Raw genomic sequence first — 18,030 nt, forward strand, 5'->3', positions numbered from 1 at the left:
GCTTCTTAATGGCGTCAACTCTAAAGTTTATTGTTATTGTACCCGCTGCAGGCGTAGGTAAACGCATGCAGGCAAATTGTCCCAAACAATACCTTCGCATCAATAATGAAACAATTTTATCGCATACTGTGATGAGGTTGTTAAGTCACCCGTTAATCAGTCAAGTTATTGTTGCTTTAGGAACCGAGGATCAATACTTTGCGGAATCTGAACTAGCACATCATAAAGACATCATTCGTGTAAACGGAGGTACTGAACGAGTTAATTCAGTGCTCAATGGTTTAAAGGCTGTCGATAGCGATAAATACCCTTGGGTATTAGTACATGATGCGGCGCGCCCCTGTGTTAGCCATCAAGATATCGATAAGTTAATTACTCGATGCTTACGCAAAGATTACGGCGGAATATTAGCCACGCCTGTTAGAGACACCATGAAACGTGGCGTACTTATTAAAGACAGTGCTAAAGGTGATAATACTATTATCGAGAGCACCGTCGAGCGAGAGCAATTATGGCATGCTTTGACACCACAGATGTATAAGACTGATGAGTTAACACTTGCCATAGAGCAAGCTCTAGAAAATAGTTTAAAAATAACGGATGAAGCTTCAGCTATTGAACAGGCTAACTTACCTAGCTTATTAGTTTCAGCAAGTAGTGAAAATATAAAGATAACTCACCCTAATGATTTAGCATTAGCTGAATTTTATTTAAATAAGCAAGCGAATAATACCAATTAGATTGACTGTCCTGATCTTAACAGTTCAGTGAGTTAATGTGATTAGTATAACTAGATAAAAGGACAACAAAATGCGCATAGGTCATGGTTTTGATGTACATAAATTTGGTGGCAAAGGGCCTTTAGTGCTCGGTGGAGTAAAAATACCTTTTGAACTGGGATTTATCGCACACTCCGATGGCGACGTCGCGATTCATGCGCTTTGTGACGCTATTTTAGGGGCATTATGTTTAGCTGATATTGGCAACCACTTTCCTGATACCGACGGACAATATGAAAATATCTCTAGCAGAATACTACTACGTCATGTTGTTTCGTTAATGACAGACAAGGGCTTTCAACTAGGCAATGCTGATATTACGATTGTAGCTCAAGCACCTAAGATGGCACCTCATTTAGTAGCGATGCGTACTTGTTTAAGTGAAGACTTAAAAACAACAATTGAGCAAGTTAATGTGAAAGCCACCACGACAGAAAAACTAGGGTATACCGGGCGAAAAGAAGGTATCTCAGTGCATGCCGTGGTTTTATTAATTGCAATTGAACATCCTTTACCACTTATCGAAGAAATACAAAATATTTAGTTGGGCTTATCGCCTTTTATCGCTAACACATACAGAATTATAAGAAGATAGATGACATGTTAATTGAACAAGCCTACTTACATGGAAAACCAGAATCGAGTGGTTTATTACGTAGTCAAATAAGTGATTTTCAAGTGTTTGAAGAATTGCCCTTTTTACCCTGTGGTGAAGGAGAGCATTTATTTGTTCATATTCGAAAAACCGGGGCTAATACCCTCTTTGTTGCTCGAGAACTAGCAAAGTACTTTGAAGTAAAAGAACAGCTTGTTTCTTATGCTGGTTTGAAAGATCGCTTTGCGGTCACCGAGCAGTGGTTTGGTATACACGTTCCAGGTAAGCAAGAATATAATTTAGATGACTTGAATATTGAAGGTGTCGAGGTTCTTTCTTATAAGCGACATAATAAAAAATTACGCACAGGTGCATTAACTGGTAATCGATTTGAGCTCATTTTACGTGAAGTGACCGCTATCAAAGCGTTTACTGAACGCTGGCAAAAAATTGTTGAACAGGGTGTCCCTAATTATTTCGGCGAGCAGCGTTTTGGTATTGGCGGTGGCAATATAGAACGTGCTTTATCATTATTCTCAGGGCAGAAAGTAAAAGATAAGAAAAAGCGTGGTATGTATCTATCGGCAGCCCGGTCACATATTTTTAATTCAGTGCTTAATGAACGAATTCAACAGCAATGTTTTGATAAAGTAGCTGTCGGCGATGTGTTAATGCTAGCGGGCACACAATCAGTATTTCATCTGGATGAAGTAGATAGCGCTATTCAACAACGTTTTACTGATAAAGATGTGGATATAACCGCACCTATGTGGGGCGCTGGTGAACTGATGACTAGCAATGCACCACAGGTATTAGAACAAGAAGTAGCGACAAAGAATTTAGAATTTTGTGAAGGGCTACCACGTTTTGGTTTAAAGCAAGAACGCCGTCGCATTCGCTTAACGGTTAGCGATACCGATATTGAATTGTTATCAGCGGAAGAAGACTCAGCACAAGAAGAGAGTAATGCAGTGAAAATTAGTTTCTTTTTACCTGCGGGGTGTTACGCCACGACGGTTTTACGTGAGTTATTGAACTACCAAGATATGACAACGCGTATTGATAAAAGAGAAACAGCTGTTAACTCAAATCAGCAGGATTCGGCATAAATTATGGATGAACAAAACTTAACGAGTAAAATGAAAATATTATTGAGCAATGATGATGGCGTGCATGCATTAGGTATTAAAGTGCTTTTTGATGAACTCGTTAAACATTTTTCTGTAAACGTAGTCGCCCCAGATCGAAATTGCAGTGGTGCTAGTAACTCATTAACATTGCTTAATCCTTTACGGGCAGAGCATTTGGATAATGGTTTTATCTCGGTAAACGGTACACCAACAGATTCAGTGCACTTAGGCAGTAGCCAGCTTTTTACTGATTGTGACTTAGTGGTTGCAGGTATAAATAAAGGCGCGAATTTAGGTGATGATACTCTCTATTCAGGCACTGTGGCAGCGGCAACTGAAGGACGTCATATGGGTATGCCTGCAGTTGCAGTATCCTTGGCGGGAAATAATGAGCAACATTATCAAACGGCAGCGATTGTCACTGCAAAAATAATCAAACGTCTACGCACTCATCCATTACCAGCAGATCAAATTTTAAATATTAATGTCCCTGATATTCCATTAGCTGAGCTAAAAGGGATAAAAGTCACACGCTTAGGTCACCGTCACCAAGCTGAACGTATGCAAAAAATGCAAGATCCATGGCAGCGTGATATTTATTGGTATGGCGTGCTAGGACAGGAACTCGATGGAGGAGAAGGAACCGATTTCCATGCTATTGCCAATGGATATGCGTCTGTAACACCACTAACCGTTGATATGACTGCTCATCGTAGTATAGAAAATATTAAAAGTTGGCTTACAGCGCTTAACTTATCAGATTAAATCGGATGTATTCTTATGATGTCTAGTCGCATAGGCGGAAAATCAAAGCGCAGTGGAGAGTTATTGGCGCAAAAATTACAGAGTGAAGGTATTAGTAATCCTGCTGTTCTAAAGGCTATAGCTCATTCTCCTAGGCATATATTTGTGCCTGAAATTTTGGCACATAAAGCTTATGACAATACTGCCTTGCCCATTGGGCAAGGGCAGACTATTTCACAGCCTTACATTGTGGCTAAGATGTCTGAGTTACTATTAGCAGATGGCCGGCCGCAAAATATATTAGAAATAGGTACTGGTTCTGGTTATCAAACCGCTATTTTAGCTCAGCTAACAGATAAGGTCTTTTCGGTTGAGCGAATCAAAGCGTTACAGTGGCAAGCAAAACGCTGTTTACGCGCAATGGATTTACACAATGTAGCAATGAAGCATGGTGATGGTTGGCAGGGCTGGCGAAGCAAAGGCCCCTTTGACGCCATCATAGTTACTGCGGCACCTTCGAGTGTACCACCCGCCTTATTAGATCAGTTAGCTGATGGTGGGCGTTTAGTTATCCCCGTTGGAGAGCAAACTCAAATTTTAAAAATTATCACCCGAGAAGGTGATGTTTATAACGAGCAGCAAGTTGAAGCTGTGCGTTTTGTACCTTTAGTACCCGGAGATTTATTGTAGTGAAAGTTTTTTCAAGTCTTTACCAGTGGACTTTACGCTGGGCAGAACATCAGTTTGCCCCGCGTTTCTTAGTAGCACTTACCTTTGCTGAGTCCATATTTTTCCCTATCCCACCTGATGTATTACTTGCGCCTATGGTGTTAGCAAAACCACAAAAGGCATGGTATTTTGCGGGAATAACCACCATTGCTTCAATTCTAGGAGGCTCAGTTGGTTATTGGCTTGGTTACTTAATGTTTGAACCGTGGATCCAGCCACTTATTTCTAACTTTGGTTATCAAGCGCGATTTGATATCGCTATTGGTTGGTTTAATGAGTGGGGTGTATGGGTAGTATTTATTGCTGGATTTTCACCAATACCTTACAAATTGTTTACTGTCAGTGCGGGATTTTTGCATATGGCTTTCTTACCATTTTTTATTGCTTCTGCTATAGGTCGAGGTTTACGTTTTTTCCTAGTGGCGGGCCTAATTAAGTGGGGCGGTAGTGCCATGGAACAAAAGATAAAGCAGTGGGTTGATGTTTTAGGCTGGGGAATTGTTGGCGCCATCGTTGTTGGTTATTTTGTTTTACGCTAAGGTGAATTGATATTCATTTTATGAGCATAAGTATTGAATTGGTTGTATGGAAAATACAGTGGATATTCCTGTAGTGGATTTCCTATGAGTTTTTTTCGACTAGCTAAATACTTATTTACTTACGTTATTTTTGCGATCACTCTTTTCTCTTGTAGTAGCCGCAATACACCTGCACCTGTATCAAATATTGTGCTAGGAGAACGTAATCAAGACTCTATTAGGACTTCGCAATATCTTGTTAAAAAAGGAGAAACTCTCTATTCGATTGCATGGCGTGCGAACTCAGACGTTAGAAAAATTGCTCGGATAAATAAAATCTCCTCGCCGTATCGAATATATCCAGGACAAAAAATATTTTTAGTTGAATCTAAGGTTAAAAAAACAGCGGAAGTAAGTAAACACAAGGTATCACATAAAAATTCGACTAAAAGCTCTACCGCTAATAAAAAAAATGGCTCAAAAAATACACTTGCATCTACTAAAAAGCAGGCGTATGGTGAAAATGTAAGCACTCGAAAATCATACCAAAACAGCACTTTAGCATCGGAAAAGTTTTCACAAAAAATTAGTCGATGGCAATGGCCGGTTAAGGGCAAAGTTGTAGAGTATTTTTCAAATAGTGCACAGGGTAATAAAGGCATAGATATTACAGGCCGTCGCGGAACAAAAATTAAAGCGTCGACGACAGGTAAAGTGGTATACGCAGGTAATGCCCTTAGGGGCTACGGTAAACTCATTATTATAAAACATAACGATGACTATTTAAGTGCATATGCCCATAATGATCGTATTCTCGTTAAAGAGCAGCAGATCATAAATATCGGTGATGTTATTGCCACCATGGGTGACACTGATGCCAACAAAGTAATGCTTCATTTTGAGATACGCTTTCGAGGGAAATCAGTTAATCCTTTAAAATATTTACCAAAAAAATAATAATTGTCGTAAATAAGAAACCATAAAATAAATACTAAAAAATCGGAGTTGTCGTGAATATTTAAAAATTAAAATTAAAATTAAGCTTTGCAAATTTGGGAGAAATAGCATGGTCAAATTAAAAGAACAAAAAAAAACTATTGAATCGAAGGAAGATGCACCGTCAAACCTAGACGCTACACAGATTTATTTAAGTGAAATAGGTTTTTCACCGCTATTAACCGCTGAAGAAGAAGTTTACTTCTCACGTCTAGCCCTCAAAGGGGACGAACCATCAAGAAAACGGATGATAGAGAGTAATCTACGTTTAGTTGTGAAAATAGCCCGACGTTATAATAATCGCGGACTACCTTTACTTGATTTAATTGAAGAAGGAAACTTAGGCTTAATTAGAGCCGTTGAAAAATTTGACCCTGAGCGAGGCTTCCGCTTTTCAACTTATGCTACGTGGTGGATACGCCAAACCATTGAACGGGCAATAATGAACCAAACCCGTACTATTCGATTACCCATTCATGTTGTTAAAGAACTTAATATTTATTTACGTGCTTCTCGTGAACTAATTCAAAAACTCGATCACGAACCTACCGCCGAAGATATCGCACAGCACCTAGATAGACCTGTTGCCGACGTTAATAAAATGTTGCGATTAAACGAACGTATTGCCTCTGTAGATACCCCTTTTGCAGGAGAGTCAGATAAAGCTTTATTAGATGTTATAGCTGATGAAAAAAGTACCGGCCCTGAAAGTGATTTACAGTCAGAAGATATGAGTAATAATATTATTCATTGGTTAAATGAGCTTAATACCAAACAAAGGGAAGTGTTGGCTAGACGTTTTGGTTTACTTGGATATGAAGCATCAACGCTAGAAAATGTTGGCCGTGAGATTGGTTTAACACGTGAACGCGTTCGTCAAATCCAAGTTGAAGCATTAAAACGTTTACGTGACATTTTATCCCAACAAAACTTGTCAATAGAGGCTATTTTTCAAGCCTAAATTTAGATTATCTTAGGATGATAAACAGGTAATTATTGTCATGAATGATTACATGTTAAAAGCAGCAATTAAGGGCTGCTTTTTTTATGTCTAAAATTCACATTTAAAATTAGTTTATACGTAATGATTAAAAATATTTGCAGGTGTATTGAGAAATCTATTGTGAGGTCCAACTAATGTTCTCCTGTTCCACCAAGGTCTTATTTACAAAACGAAATAATTAACAACAGCTGCGCAAAATAGACATTTATTGACGTAAATAGTAATGAAAAATTTAAAATGCCCGTAGAATAAAAAGGTCTTTTTGTGGTAATATCGCGCCAGAAAATTTTAACTTAGAGCCAGTGGGTCTTTTTCTTTAGCGGTAACGCTAAAATTAATTCTTCACTGAAATACACTGAAATTGGTGACTTAATTTTTATCTAATTGATATTTAGGCTTTTTATGCTGTGATATTCATTAGATAAACTAATGAACTGATTTTTATACTCCCATCAAAAGTAGTGCAAGTGTTTATGATTACAATAAAAAAAGGCTTGGATGTTCCTGTAAAAGGCGCTCCGCAGCAGGTAATCCATGATGGTCCGTCCATCAAAACCGTTGCAACACTCGGTGAAGAGTTTGTGGGTATGCGTCCAACCATGTTTGTTAAAGTGGGTGACCGCGTAAAAAAAGGTCAGGTGATTTTTGAAGATAAAAAAAATCCTGGCGTTATATTCACAGCTCAAGCTGCCGGTGTTGTAAAAGAAATTAACCGCGGTGAAAAACGTGTTTTACAATCAGTTGTTATCGATGTCGATGGCTACGATCAAGAAACGTTTACCGTTTATCCAGCAACTGAATTCGCTTCTCTAGCACGTGAAAACGTTGTTAAGAACTTAGTCGATTCAGGTTTATGGACAGCATTAAGAACGCGTCCATTTAGCAAAGTACCTGCTATTGATAGTGAACCTTCTGCGATTTTTGTTAGTGCGATGGATACCAATCCATTGGCGGCGAATCCAGAAATCGTTATCGGTGAGCAAAGTGAAGCGTTTAAAAATGGTTTAACCATTTTATCTCGTTTAACAAGTGGTGAAGTATTTGTTAGCAAAGCGCCAGGGGCAAATATCCCTGTAGATAGCAATGCAACAGTAACTGAATTTGCTGGTAAGCATCCTGCAGGCCTTGTAGGTACGCATATTCACTTCTTAAAATCTGCAAGTGCGGAAAGATTTGTTTGGCATGTTGGTTATCAAGATGTTATCGCGATTGCTAAATTGTTCACTACAGGTGAAATCGATAATACTCGTGTTATTTCACTTGCCGGTCCTGCCGCCACAAACCCACGTTTAGTACGTACGGTTTTAGGTGCTAGCACTGCTGAATTATCAGCAGGCGAAACCGCTGAAGGTGAATTACGTGTTGTTTCTGGTTCACTATTAATGGGTGCAACAGCCAGCGCTGTTCACGGTTATTTAGGTCGTTATAACGTACAAGTATCATTAATTCTTGAAGGTCGTGAAAAAGAATTTATCGGTTACATGTACCCAGGTCCTAATAAGTTCTCAGTAACTCGTGCTTATATGTCGCACTTTTTCTCGAGTAAGTTATTTAGTATGACTACTACGACTAACGGTAGCTCACGTGCCATGGTGCCAATTGGTAACTTTGAACGTGTTATGCCATTAGATATTTTACCTACCTTGTTTTTACGCGATATTTGTTCTGGTGATACCGACGGCGCGCAACAACTAGGTGCCTTAGAGCTAGACGAAGAAGATTTAGCACTGTGTACATTTGTTTGTCCCGGCAAAACAGATTACGGTGTAATTCTTCGTGATTGCCTAACCACAATCGAAAAGGAAGGTTAGTCATGGGCTTGAAAAAGTTTATTGAAGATATTGAGCCGCACTTTGAAAAAGGCGGCAAACAAGAAAAGTGGTTTGCACTTTATGAAGCTGTAGCTACGGGGTTATTTACTCCAGGTATGGTTAATAAAGGTAAAACACACGTTCGTGACAGCATTGATTTAAAACGAATCATGATCACAGTATGGCTTGCGGTTTTCCCAGCCATGTTCTTTGGTATGTATAACATTGGTTTCCAAGCTGTCGATGCTTTGGCTGCTGGTTACGCTTTACCACAATCTTGGCAGGTTGATTTATTCAGCTTATTAGGTGGTTCATTAACTGCTGGCTCTGGCACATTCGATATGATGTTCTACGGTGCCATGTTCTTCCTACCTATATATGCCGTTACCTTTATTGTTGGTGGCTTCTGGGAAGTATTATTTGCGGCAGTACGTGGGCATGAAGTGAATGAAGGTTTCTTCGTTTCGTCTATCTTATTCGCACTTATTTTACCGGCTAGTATTCCTTTATGGCAAGTTGCCATCGGTATTACTTTTGGTATCGTTATCGCGAAAGAAATTTTTGGTGGTACAGGTAAAAACTTCTTAAACCCAGCATTAGCGGGTCGTGCGTTTTTATTCTTTGCTTATCCAAGCCAAATTTCAGGTGATGCTGTATGGGTTGCTGCTGATGGTTTCTCTGGCGCTACTATGCTTAGCTCTGCTAGCCAAGGTCTTGTTGATTACTCGGTAAATGCTGATTGGTGGAACGCTTTCTGGGGCTTTATTCCTGGTTCAGTAGGTGAAGTTTCTACTTTTGCTATTTTATTGGGTGGTGCTTACATCCTTTATAAAGGTATTGCTTCTTGGCGCATCGTTTTAGGTGTGTTTGGCGGTATGGTTATTACCTCATTATTATTCAATGCTATTGGCAGTGATACTAATGCTATGTTTGCTATGCCTTGGCATTGGCACTTAGTTATTGGTGGTTTTGCTTTTGGTATGATGTTTATGGCAACTGACCCTGTTTCTGCTTCGTTTACAAATACAGGTAAATACTGGTTTGGCGCTTTAGTTGGCGTGATGGTGGTATTGGTTCGTGTTGTTAACCCGGCATTCCCAGAAGGTATGATGTTAGCTATTTTATTCGCTAACTTGTTCGCACCATTGTTTGACTACTTTGTAGTACAAGGCAATATCAAACGGAGGCTTGCACGTAATGTCTAGTAATAAAGAAACATTTGGCAGAACCCTAGGTTTTGTTTTAGTTATCTGTTTAGTGTGTGCAGCCTTGGTATCTATTGCCGCGGTTGGACTAAAACCACTACAACAAGCTAACAAATTGCTTGATAAGCAAACTAAAATTCTTGAAGCATCGGGCTTATTAGCTGATGCAGGTAAAGATATTGTTGGTACTTATAACAAACGTGTTGAAGCTAAAATGATTGACCTAAAAACAGGTACAATTATTGAAGGTGATGTTAATGCGTTTGACGAGCGTGCAGACTCTCGTGATGCAGCAAAAAGTACTAAGCCGAGCAGTGATATTGCTGGTCTTAACCGTCGAGCTGATCGTGCTGTTGTTTATTTAGTTAAAAATGAACAAGGTCAATTAGATACTATTGTATTACCTATTGTAGGTAGTGGTTTATGGGATCTAATGTACGGTTTTGTTGGCTTATCACCAGATTTCAATACCGTTCAAAGCGTTGTTTACTCTGATCTTAAGGAAACTCCAGGATTAGGCGCAGAAGTGCTTAACCCAAACTGGAAAGCCTTATGGCCTGGTAAAAAGATGTTTAACGAGCAAGGCGATATCGCGATTAAAATCGTTAAAGGTGGCGCTAAAAAAGGTGATATTCACGGTGTTGATGCCTTATCTGGTGCGACATTGACCAGTAATGGTGTTCAGCGTACCTTACATTTTTGGTTAGGTAATGAAGGCTATGGTCCTTTTATTGCTAAATTCCGTAATGGAGGATTGAACTAATGTCTTCAGATACTAAAAAAGTCCTCTTCGGACCTGTTGTTGATAATAACCCGATTGCATTACAAGTATTAGGTGTTTGTTCAGCGCTTGCTGTAACAAGCTCAATGGCTAATGCGTTAGTTATGACACTTGCTGTAATTGTGGTAACTGCATTTTCTAACTTGTTTATTTCGATTATCCGTAATCAAATACCATCAAGTGTACGTATTATTGTGCAAATGGCGATTATTGCTTCACTAGTAATTGTTGTTGACCAAGTACTAAAAGCTTTCTCTTACCAATTATCGAAAGAATTATCGGTTTATATTGGTTTGATCATTACTAACTGTATCGTTATGGGTCGTGCTGAAGCTTTTGCTATGAAAGAAAAGCCTGGCGTGAGCTTCTTAGACGGTATTGGTAACGGTTTAGGTTATGGCGCAGTCTTAATGGTTGTCGCTTTCTTTCGTGAATTACTTGGCTTTGGTAAAGTTTTCGGTTTTGAAGTTCTACCATTAGTTCAAAACGGCGGCTGGTACCAAGGTAATGGTCTATTAGTGTTACCGTTTAGCTCATTCTTCATTATTGGTTTAATCATTTGGGCTGTACGCCAATGGAAACCAGAACAAGTTGAGAAGGATTAATCATGGAACATTATTTAAGTATTTTTATTAAAACCATTTTCATTGAGAATATGGCGTTAAGCTTCTTCTTAGGTATGTGTACTTTCTTAGCAGTATCAAAGAAAGTTAGCACAGCGATTGGCTTAGGTGTTGCAGTTGTTGTAGTGCTCGGTTTAGCGGTTCCTGCTAACCAAATCATCTACCAAGCAATTTTAGCACCGGGTGCACTTGACAGCTTAATGGGGATTACTGATCCGAAAGAATCAATTGACCTTAGCTTTTTGTCATTTATTACCTTTATCGGGGTAATTGCTGCTTTAGTACAAATTTTAGAAATGCTTTTAGATAAGTATTTCCCAGCTTTGTATCAAGCGCTTGGCATCTTCCTACCTTTAATCACGGTTAACTGTGCCATTTTTGGTGCCGTTTCCTTTATGGTTGCGAAAAACCTTACCCTTGGCGAAAGTGTCGTTTACGGCGTTGGCTCAGGTATAGGTTGGATGTTAGCCATTGTATTGATGGCTGGTTTGCGCGAAAAGATGAAATATTCTGATGTACCAAACGGTTTGAAAGGTTTAGGTATTACATTTATTACTGCTGGATTGATGGCTTTTGGCTTTCTTTCTTTCGGTGGTATTTCGTTATAAATTTGGTCGGTGTAATGCACATGTTGTGTATTGCACCCTTAGAGAAGTTTAAGGAATAGTCGATGGAAATTATTCTCGGCGTATCGATGTTTACTGCGATAATTTTTGCCTTAGTCTTAGTGATTTTATTTGCTAAATCTAAGTTAGTATCAAGTGGTGAAGTAACGATCAGTATAAATGGCGACCCGGCAAAAGCAGTGAAAACGGCTGCAGGCGGAAAATTATTAGGTGCACTAGCTGATCAAGGGATTTTTATTCCTTCAGCATGTGGCGGCGGTGGTACTTGTGGCCAATGTCGTGTAGATGTGCATTCAGGTGGTGGCGATATTCTTCCTACGGAAGAAGGTCACATCAATAAACGTGAAGCCAAAACTGGCTGTCGTTTAGCGTGTCAAGTTGCTGTTAAACAGGACATGGATATTGTAGTTGAAGATGAAATCTTCGGTGTTCAACAATGGGAATGTGAAGTTATTTCTAACGATAACAAAGCAACGTTCATTAAAGAACTGAAACTACAAATTCCAAATGGTGAATCAGTTCCGTTTAAAGCGGGTGGTTATATTCAAATTGAAGCACCAGCACATCATGTTAAATATAGTGATTTTGATATTGATGAGCAGTACCGTGGCGATTGGAAACATTTTGGTTTCTTCGACGTAGAGTCAAAAGTAGACACAGATACATTACGTGCTTACTCAATGGCTAACTACCCAGAAGAAGCGGGCATTATTATGCTTAACGTACGTATTGCTACGCCGCCTCCAGGACGTTTGCATTTACCAGCAGGTAAAATGTCATCGTTCATCTTTAGCCTTAAGGCTGGTGATAAAGTAACTATTTCTGGTCCATTTGGTGAGTTCTTCGCTAAAGAAACTGATAATGAAATGGTCTTTATCGGTGGTGGTGCTGGTATGGCGCCAATGCGTTCTCATATCTTTGACCAACTTAAGCGTTTAGAATCTAAACGTAAGATGAGTTTCTGGTATGGTGCCCGTTCTAAGCGCGAAATGTTCTATGAAGATGATTATAACGGCCTAGCGGCTGATAATGATAACTTCCAATGGCATGTTGCTTTATCTGATCCACAACCTGAAGATAACTGGGATGGCTTAACTGGTTTTATCCATAATGTTCTTTTTGAAGAATATTTGAAAGACCATGAAGCACCAGAAGATTGTGAATACTACATGTGTGGTCCACCAATGATGAATGCTGCTGTTATCGGTATGCTTAAAGATCTTGGTGTTGAAGATGAAAACATTATGTTGGATGACTTCGGTGGTTAATATTTTACTTTAAGCTTGCCTAGCAGCACTATTTCATCGTTGGATGTACTCACCTATAGTCATAGGCTCCGTGCATCCGCCTTGAATTAGCACTGCTATTCGACGCTTAAGCTTAAAATATACTATTGATGGACATTTAAAATAAAGACGACTTCGGTCGTCTTTTTATTTTAAGAAAAAGGTTGTTTATATCGCTATATTTTTGGAAAAGAATATAGCGATATATATAATAATTTGGAATAAATATGAATACACTTAAACTACTGTTGTTGACCACTTTGGTGTTAACGCTGTCTGCTTGCTTCCCGAGCAACCCTTCAAAAAATACTGAGATATTGCTGCAAGGGCATACCATGGGGACTACGTATAATATTAAAGTAGTCGCGACAAAAGAACAGTTGATAGAGCTTAAGTTACAACAGCAAATTGATGCAGCGCTGGAACAAGTTAATCAAGAAATGTCTACTTATATTCCTGATTCTGAGTTATCGAAATTTAACCAATCCACATCAACTGCAGCTATCGAAGTTTCACCAGGTTTTGCTCGTGTTCTTAAAGAATCTATTCGTCTTGGTCAATTAAGTGAAGGTAAGCTTGATGTTACTGTCGGACCCTTAGTTAACTTGTGGGGCTTTGGCCCAGAACAGCGTCCTGAAACTGTTCCTAGCGATGAGATATTAGCGGCGACTAAAAAGCGTATCGGTCTACAAAACATAACGCTAGAGGGTAATCTTCTCTCTAAAAAAATACCAGACTTGTATATTGATTTATCTACTATCGCTAAAGGCTATGGCGTCGATGTTGTTGCCGAGCTAATTGAAAGTAATGGATTTACTCACTACTTAGTTGAAATTGGCGGAGAAATGCGATTAAGGGGCTTTAAACACACAGGTGAACTGTGGGCTATTGCAATCGAAAGACCTATCCTTGATCAAAGTGGTGAAGAGCGTGCGGTACATCAAGTCGTTATTCCCAAAGACAATGCGGTAGCTACCTCTGGTGATTACCGTAATTATTTTGAAGCGGATGGCAGACGTTTTTCACATATTATTGATCCAGAAACGGGCAAACCTATCGATCATAACTTAGTATCCGTAACCGTGATTCATCCTTCGTCTATGACGGCTGATGGCTTATCAACTACCTTGATGGTAATGGGCATGGAAAAGGGAATGGCTTTTGCTAGCGAAAATAACTTGGCAGCATTATTTATTTCTAAGACTGAAAATGGCTTTGACGAACGATTTACGGTAAAATTCAAACAGTATTTGAAATAACACCTGTTCATGTAACACCATTTGTTGAACACATAGCGTCGGCTTCTTATCTTAACAAAAGGGCCGTGGATGATATTTATTACAATGACTCTTGTCTTGAGCATTGGCTGTTTATAATTGAGAGCATAGCATTATGATGATTTTCCTTATTTCTTTTGGTTTTTTCCTTATTGTAGGCGCAGCCATGGCAGTAGGTTATATTTTCCAAAACAAAACACTAGCAGGTAGTTGTGGCGGTTTAGCGAGCGTTGGCATCGATAAAGAATGTAACTGCGACAACCCGTGTGAAAAACGACAAGAGCGTGAGAAAAAAGCCGCACTTGAACACAACCTTCTAAATAGAATCGATGTAGAAAATTTATAGCAGCTGGCTAAGTTGCCAACGTGAGTTGTGACTTTTAACCCGTCTAATATTAGTAATAGAGGTAGGGCTTTACTGTTAAAACTCTACCAATAAAAAAGGATAATGAATTTACTTCATTATCCTTTTTTATTACATGTTATATCTTGTCATAAAGTTAGTTAATAAAGCGTTTTATTTTAATGACAATACCTTCGGCATCTAACTCTAATTCATGATGCATTTCTTCTTGAGTGCCATGTTTAACAAAATGGTCAGTAACACCAATATTTAGAATAGTAACTGGTTTACCTTGGGCAAGTAAATATTCATTTACGCCTGAGCCAGCACCGCCAGCTATAGCATTATCTTCAACCGTTACCAGGCAGTCATGTTTGGCATTTAACGTATCAATAAGTGTTTCATCAAGTGGTTTAACAAAGCGCATATCTACTAGCGTTGCATTAAGTTCTAAAGCCGCTTTTTTTGCTTCACCTAGCATAGAGCCAAAACTTAATATGGCTATGCTTTTGTTTGTTTGCTCTTGGCTTTCTATAACTGTGGCTGTAAGGATGGTCACACCTTTACCTAGTTCAATGGTTTCATCAACACTAGGGAGTATTTCGCCGGTACCATTGCCACGAGGGTAGCGAACAACGCTAGGGCCATCTAACTTGTAACCAGTGTTTAACATTAACTGACATTCTCGTTCATTAGACGGTGCCATGATAACGGTATTAGGGATACAACGTAAAAAACTTAAGTCGAAAACGCCTTGATGGGTAGCCCCATCAGCGCCTACTATACCCGCACGGTCAATAGCAAACATGACAGGTAAGTTTTGTATGGCTACATCGTGAATGAATTGATCATAACCACGTTGTAAAAAACTAGAATAAATTGCTACTACCGGCTTTAGACCACCAATGGCAAGACCTGCAGCATAGGTTACTGAGTGCTGTTCAGCAATTGCCACATCATAGTATTGATCTGGAAAACGTTGGCTAAATTCAACCATACCAGAGCCTTCAGCCATGGCAGGAGTTACAGCGACTAACTTTTTATCAATTTCAGCGGTTTTACATAACCAATCGCCAAAAATTTTTGAATAAGTAGGCAAACTGGGTTTTGACTGGGGTAAGTTGGTCTCTTCAGGATTAAACTTTGGTACAGCATGATATTTTATCGGATCTTGCTCTGCTGCTTGATAACCTTTACCTTTGGTCGTAACAACATGCAAAAACTGCGGCCCTTTTAGGTTGCGCATGTTTTTAATTGTAGTGACTAAGCTTTCAACATCATGGCCATCAATAGGACCAATATAATTGAATCCTAACTCTTCAAAAAAAGTACTTGGCACGACCATGCCTTTTAAATGCTCCTCAGCACGACTAGCAAGTTCTTTTATTGGTGGAATATTGCCTAATAATTTTTTACTGCTTTCTCTAAAACCAGTAAAAATACTGCCTGATAGCAATTTGGCTAAATGGTTATTTAAGGCGCCAACATTCTTTGAAATCGACATGTCATTATCATTTAAGATGATTAACATATCTTTTTTGATATCACCTGCGTGATTTAATGCTTCAAAAGCCATACCAGCAGTCATAGCTCCATCGCCAATGACAGCAACTGTTTTACGGTTTTTTGCTTCTTTTTCGGCGGCTACAGCTAAACCTAAAGCGGCAGAAATTGAGGTGCTTGAATGACCAACACTTAAGGTATCGTATTCGCTTTCTTCACGCCAAGGGAAAGGATGTAAACCACCTTTTTGTCTTATAGTGTGTAGCTGATCACGTCTGCCAGTTAAAATTTTATGCGGATATGCTTGATGACCAACATCCCAAATCAAGTGATCAAACGGGGTATTGTATACGTAATGTAAGGCTACAGTAAGCTCAATTGTGCCCAAGCCTGATGCAAAGTGTCCACTACTTTTACTTACTGAATTAAGTAAAAAACTACGTAATTCATTACTAATACGTGTCAGTTGTTCCTGCGGCATATTGCGCAGATCCTCTGGAATATTAATCTGAGAAAGTAATGGGTAGTCAGCAAGGTTTGTAATCATAGTTTGTCTATTGGTAATTATTATTTTATTTAAAGTTTTGCTCAGTCTAAACGCCTAGTGGCTGCGTTTAACAATAAAAGTGGCAAAATCTGCTAAAGATTGGGTATTGTAAGGTAATCTGCTCAAAGCTTGAAGCGCTTGTTGTAATAAGTTTTCCGCTTTGTCTTGTGCACCTTGTAAACCGAGCAGTGCAGGATAAGTGCTTTTGTTCGCTGCTATATCAGATCCAACGGGTTTACCTAGTTCTTCTTCGGTTGATGTTAAGTCAATAATATCATCTTGCACTTGGTAGGCTAAGCCAATGAGTTGTGCGTACTCGCTTAATATTATTTTATATTCACGGGTGACTTGTCCACTGCACATTGCTGGCATTAATACTGATGCTTCCAATAAAGCGCCAGTTTTAAGCGAATGTAAAACTTCCAATTCACCTAGTGAAATGTTTTTACCCGTTGCCGCTAAATCAAGTGCTTGTCCGCCACACATCCCTTGATAACCAGAAGCTTTAACTAATTGTTGAATTAGTTTTACCTGGATAGGCATTCCAGCAGTACTTTGATTCATTGAAAACGTATGATTAGCTAAAATATCAAAAGCAAGTGTCTGCAAAGCATCGCCCGCTAGTATTGCTGTTGCTTCATCAAATGCTTTATGACAAGTCGGTTTACCGCGTCTTAAATCATCGTCATCCATCGCAGGTAAGTCATCATGCAAAAGTGAGTAAGCGTGAATACACTCTAAAGCACCGGCTACTGCGTCAATATCGTTCAAATCAGCTGAAACTGCTTCGCCGGTAATATAGGCTAAGTAAGGACGCATGCGTTTTCCACCAATAAGCAAACCATAACGCATGGCTTCAATAAGCTTAGGATCATTGATGGTAAGGCCTTCGAGCTTAGCGGCTAAAAAGTCATTAATGCGCTCTTGATAATGGGCGTAAGAAATTAATGTAGTCATTAACTTTCGCCTGCACTGCTATCAAAGTCAGTTAACTTAGCAGTACCATTTTTATCAAGCAGAATTTGTACTTTTTGCTCTGCAGCTTGCAATTTCACCTGACTTAATTGGCTCAGGTTCAGGCCTCGTTCAAAAAGTGTCATCGATTCTTCTAAGCTTAATTCACCTTGCTCTAAACTTTGCACTATTGTGTCAAGTTCATTTAATGATTCTTCAAAAGAGAGGTTTTCTAGTTTCTTCTTAGCCATGATTTTTGCTCTAAGCACATAATGATTAATTAATTCCGGCAAACTTACCTTAGCTTGCAACGTGGGTCAATTGACCTACTTCAATAATAGTTTTAAAAATATTTTATCATTAGTGTTAAGTTATTGACACTACGGGCGATAATAAACTTATATACGTATTTTATTATTAGTGAATTATTCGTTAGAGATTAGCGAATAGTTTGCACTTAATGTACTATTCTTTTATTTATAATCGTGACAATTCAAAATACATGTTTCAGTGGGAGAAAAAACGATTTAGGCAAGGCATTGATTGTAGGGAATTGTTATTCCATTTTCAAAATCAATAA

19 protein-coding genes are annotated in these 18,030 nt (G+C 39.0%); 16 read left to right on the forward strand and 3 right to left on the reverse strand.

What is annotated here, in order from left to right; translation table 11 throughout:
• Nucleotides 1-8: 8 nt before the first annotated feature.
• The 16 genes from ispD to nqrM all read left to right on the forward strand — a co-directional run bounded on the left by ispD (nt 9) and on the right by nqrM (nt 14,449).
• Nucleotides 9-740: a 2-C-methyl-D-erythritol 4-phosphate cytidylyltransferase gene (gene ispD, locus CPS_RS04780; protein WP_011041910.1), complete on the forward strand. Its 732-nt coding sequence runs from the start codon at nt 9-11 to the stop codon at nt 738-740.
• Between the two features lie 70 nt (nt 741-810).
• Nucleotides 811-1,323, forward strand: coding sequence for a 2-C-methyl-D-erythritol 2,4-cyclodiphosphate synthase (ispF, locus tag CPS_RS04785; RefSeq protein WP_011041911.1), 513 nt, complete (start codon nt 811-813; stop codon nt 1,321-1,323).
• A 56-nt stretch (nt 1,324-1,379) separates the two neighbouring features.
• On the forward strand, nt 1,380-2,483 hold the full coding sequence (gene truD / locus CPS_RS04790) for a tRNA pseudouridine(13) synthase TruD (protein WP_011041912.1): 1,104 nt from the start codon (nt 1,380-1,382) through the stop codon (nt 2,481-2,483).
• A gap of 30 nt (nt 2,484-2,513) precedes the next feature.
• Nucleotides 2,514-3,269 carry a 5'/3'-nucleotidase SurE gene (gene surE, locus CPS_RS04795; protein ID WP_041737346.1) on the forward strand — a complete coding sequence of 252 codons (756 nt, stop codon included), beginning with the start codon at nt 2,514-2,516 and terminating at the stop codon, nt 3,267-3,269.
• A gap of 18 nt (nt 3,270-3,287) precedes the next feature.
• Complete coding sequence (locus CPS_RS04800) at nt 3,288-3,938, forward strand: protein-L-isoaspartate(D-aspartate) O-methyltransferase (RefSeq protein WP_011041914.1); 651 nt, start codon at nt 3,288-3,290, stop codon at nt 3,936-3,938.
• A complete protein-coding gene (locus CPS_RS04805; protein WP_011041915.1) occupies nt 3,938-4,516 on the forward strand; it encodes a YqaA family protein in 579 nt (192 codons plus the stop codon). The genes CPS_RS04800 and CPS_RS04805 overlap by 1 nt, the downstream gene beginning before the upstream one ends.
• An 84-nt stretch (nt 4,517-4,600) precedes the next feature.
• The gene (locus CPS_RS04810) at nt 4,601-5,452 is read left to right on the forward strand and encodes a peptidoglycan DD-metalloendopeptidase family protein (RefSeq protein WP_011041916.1); all 852 of its coding nucleotides are present in this window, start codon (nt 4,601-4,603) and stop codon (nt 5,450-5,452) included.
• Nucleotides 5,453-5,561: 109 nt separating this feature from the next.
• Nucleotides 5,562-6,452 (forward strand): RNA polymerase sigma factor RpoS, encoded by an 891-nt coding sequence (gene rpoS, locus CPS_RS04815; RefSeq protein WP_011041917.1) that lies wholly within the window; start codon nt 5,562-5,564, stop codon nt 6,450-6,452.
• A 515-nt stretch (nt 6,453-6,967) separates the two neighbouring features.
• On the forward strand, nt 6,968-8,305 hold the full coding sequence (locus CPS_RS04820; protein ID WP_011041918.1) for a Na(+)-translocating NADH-quinone reductase subunit A: 1,338 nt from the start codon (nt 6,968-6,970) through the stop codon (nt 8,303-8,305).
• A 2-nt stretch (nt 8,306-8,307) separates the two neighbouring features.
• Nucleotides 8,308-9,510, forward strand: a complete 1,203-nt coding sequence (locus tag CPS_RS04825; protein WP_011041919.1) for an NADH:ubiquinone reductase (Na(+)-transporting) subunit B — start codon at nt 8,308-8,310, stop codon at nt 9,508-9,510.
• The gene (locus tag CPS_RS04830; RefSeq protein WP_011041920.1) at nt 9,503-10,273 is read left to right on the forward strand and encodes a Na(+)-translocating NADH-quinone reductase subunit C; all 771 of its coding nucleotides are present in this window, start codon (nt 9,503-9,505) and stop codon (nt 10,271-10,273) included. Before CPS_RS04825 ends, CPS_RS04830 begins: the two co-directional genes overlap by 8 nt.
• Nucleotides 10,273-10,896 carry an NADH:ubiquinone reductase (Na(+)-transporting) subunit D gene (locus tag CPS_RS04835; protein WP_011041921.1) on the forward strand — a complete coding sequence of 208 codons (624 nt, stop codon included), beginning with the start codon at nt 10,273-10,275 and terminating at the stop codon, nt 10,894-10,896. The genes CPS_RS04830 and CPS_RS04835 overlap by 1 nt, the downstream gene beginning before the upstream one ends.
• 2 nt (nt 10,897-10,898) lie before the next feature.
• Nucleotides 10,899-11,522, forward strand: coding sequence for an NADH:ubiquinone reductase (Na(+)-transporting) subunit E (gene nqrE / locus CPS_RS04840; protein ID WP_011041922.1), 624 nt, complete (start codon nt 10,899-10,901; stop codon nt 11,520-11,522).
• Nucleotides 11,523-11,584: 62 nt separating this feature from the next.
• The gene (gene nqrF, locus CPS_RS04845; protein WP_011041923.1) at nt 11,585-12,808 is read left to right on the forward strand and encodes an NADH:ubiquinone reductase (Na(+)-transporting) subunit F; all 1,224 of its coding nucleotides are present in this window, start codon (nt 11,585-11,587) and stop codon (nt 12,806-12,808) included.
• Nucleotides 12,809-13,053: 245 nt separating this feature from the next.
• Nucleotides 13,054-14,085 carry an FAD:protein FMN transferase gene (locus CPS_RS04850; protein ID WP_011041924.1) on the forward strand — a complete coding sequence of 344 codons (1,032 nt, stop codon included), beginning with the start codon at nt 13,054-13,056 and terminating at the stop codon, nt 14,083-14,085.
• Between the two features lie 133 nt (nt 14,086-14,218).
• The gene (gene nqrM, locus CPS_RS04855; protein WP_011041925.1) at nt 14,219-14,449 is read left to right on the forward strand and encodes a (Na+)-NQR maturation NqrM; all 231 of its coding nucleotides are present in this window, start codon (nt 14,219-14,221) and stop codon (nt 14,447-14,449) included.
• A gap of 154 nt (nt 14,450-14,603) precedes the next feature.
• Here the strand turns inward: nqrM and dxs are convergent, their stop codons facing one another.
• The 3 genes from dxs to CPS_RS04870 are packed head-to-tail and all read right to left on the reverse strand — an operon-like array spanning nt 14,604 to nt 17,701.
• Nucleotides 14,604-16,496 carry a 1-deoxy-D-xylulose-5-phosphate synthase gene (gene dxs / locus CPS_RS04860; protein ID WP_011041926.1) on the reverse strand — a complete coding sequence of 631 codons (1,893 nt, stop codon included), beginning with the start codon at nt 16,494-16,496 and terminating at the stop codon, nt 14,604-14,606.
• A 54-nt stretch (nt 16,497-16,550) separates the two neighbouring features.
• The gene (gene ispA / locus CPS_RS04865) at nt 16,551-17,453 is read right to left on the reverse strand and encodes a (2E,6E)-farnesyl diphosphate synthase (protein WP_011041927.1); all 903 of its coding nucleotides are present in this window, start codon (nt 17,451-17,453) and stop codon (nt 16,551-16,553) included.
• Complete coding sequence (locus tag CPS_RS04870) at nt 17,453-17,701, reverse strand: exodeoxyribonuclease VII small subunit (RefSeq protein ID WP_011041928.1); 249 nt, start codon at nt 17,699-17,701, stop codon at nt 17,453-17,455. The genes ispA and CPS_RS04870 overlap by 1 nt, the downstream gene beginning before the upstream one ends.
• Between the last annotated feature and the right edge of the window lie 329 nt (nt 17,702-18,030).

Origin of the sequence: Colwellia psychrerythraea 34H, assembly GCF_000012325.1 — a bacterium.
GTDB lineage: Bacteria > Pseudomonadota > Gammaproteobacteria > Enterobacterales > Alteromonadaceae > Colwellia > Colwellia psychrerythraea_A.

Excerpts from the sequence above, each read along its gene's own strand:
- CPS_RS04870 (WP_011041928.1), bottom strand. The coding sequence starts at position 17,701 with ATGGCTAAGAAGAAACTAGAAAACCTCTCTTTTGAAGAATCATTAAAT.
- CPS_RS04810 (WP_011041916.1), top strand. The coding sequence starts at position 4,601 with ATGAGTTTTTTTCGACTAGCTAAATACTTATTTACTTACGTTATTTTT.
- surE (WP_041737346.1), top strand. The coding sequence starts at position 2,514 with ATGAAAATATTATTGAGCAATGATGATGGCGTGCATGCATTAGGTATT.
- CPS_RS04820 (WP_011041918.1), top strand. The coding sequence starts at position 6,968 with ATGATTACAATAAAAAAAGGCTTGGATGTTCCTGTAAAAGGCGCTCCG.
- CPS_RS04800 (WP_011041914.1), top strand. The coding sequence starts at position 3,288 with ATGTCTAGTCGCATAGGCGGAAAATCAAAGCGCAGTGGAGAGTTATTG.
- ispF (WP_011041911.1), top strand. The coding sequence starts at position 811 with ATGCGCATAGGTCATGGTTTTGATGTACATAAATTTGGTGGCAAAGGG.
- rpoS (WP_011041917.1), top strand. The coding sequence starts at position 5,562 with ATGGTCAAATTAAAAGAACAAAAAAAAACTATTGAATCGAAGGAAGAT.
- CPS_RS04835 (WP_011041921.1), top strand. The coding sequence starts at position 10,273 with ATGTCTTCAGATACTAAAAAAGTCCTCTTCGGACCTGTTGTTGATAAT.
- nqrM (WP_011041925.1), top strand. The coding sequence starts at position 14,219 with ATGATGATTTTCCTTATTTCTTTTGGTTTTTTCCTTATTGTAGGCGCA.
- ispD (WP_011041910.1), top strand. The coding sequence starts at position 9 with ATGGCGTCAACTCTAAAGTTTATTGTTATTGTACCCGCTGCAGGCGTA.
- nqrE (WP_011041922.1), top strand. The coding sequence starts at position 10,899 with ATGGAACATTATTTAAGTATTTTTATTAAAACCATTTTCATTGAGAAT.
- CPS_RS04825 (WP_011041919.1), top strand. The coding sequence starts at position 8,308 with ATGGGCTTGAAAAAGTTTATTGAAGATATTGAGCCGCACTTTGAAAAA.
- truD (WP_011041912.1), top strand. The coding sequence starts at position 1,380 with ATGTTAATTGAACAAGCCTACTTACATGGAAAACCAGAATCGAGTGGT.
- dxs (WP_011041926.1), bottom strand. The coding sequence starts at position 16,496 with ATGATTACAAACCTTGCTGACTACCCATTACTTTCTCAGATTAATATT.
- CPS_RS04850 (WP_011041924.1), top strand. The coding sequence starts at position 13,054 with ATGAATACACTTAAACTACTGTTGTTGACCACTTTGGTGTTAACGCTG.
- CPS_RS04830 (WP_011041920.1), top strand. The coding sequence starts at position 9,503 with ATGTCTAGTAATAAAGAAACATTTGGCAGAACCCTAGGTTTTGTTTTA.
- nqrF (WP_011041923.1), top strand. The coding sequence starts at position 11,585 with ATGGAAATTATTCTCGGCGTATCGATGTTTACTGCGATAATTTTTGCC.
- ispA (WP_011041927.1), bottom strand. The coding sequence starts at position 17,453 with ATGACTACATTAATTTCTTACGCCCATTATCAAGAGCGCATTAATGAC.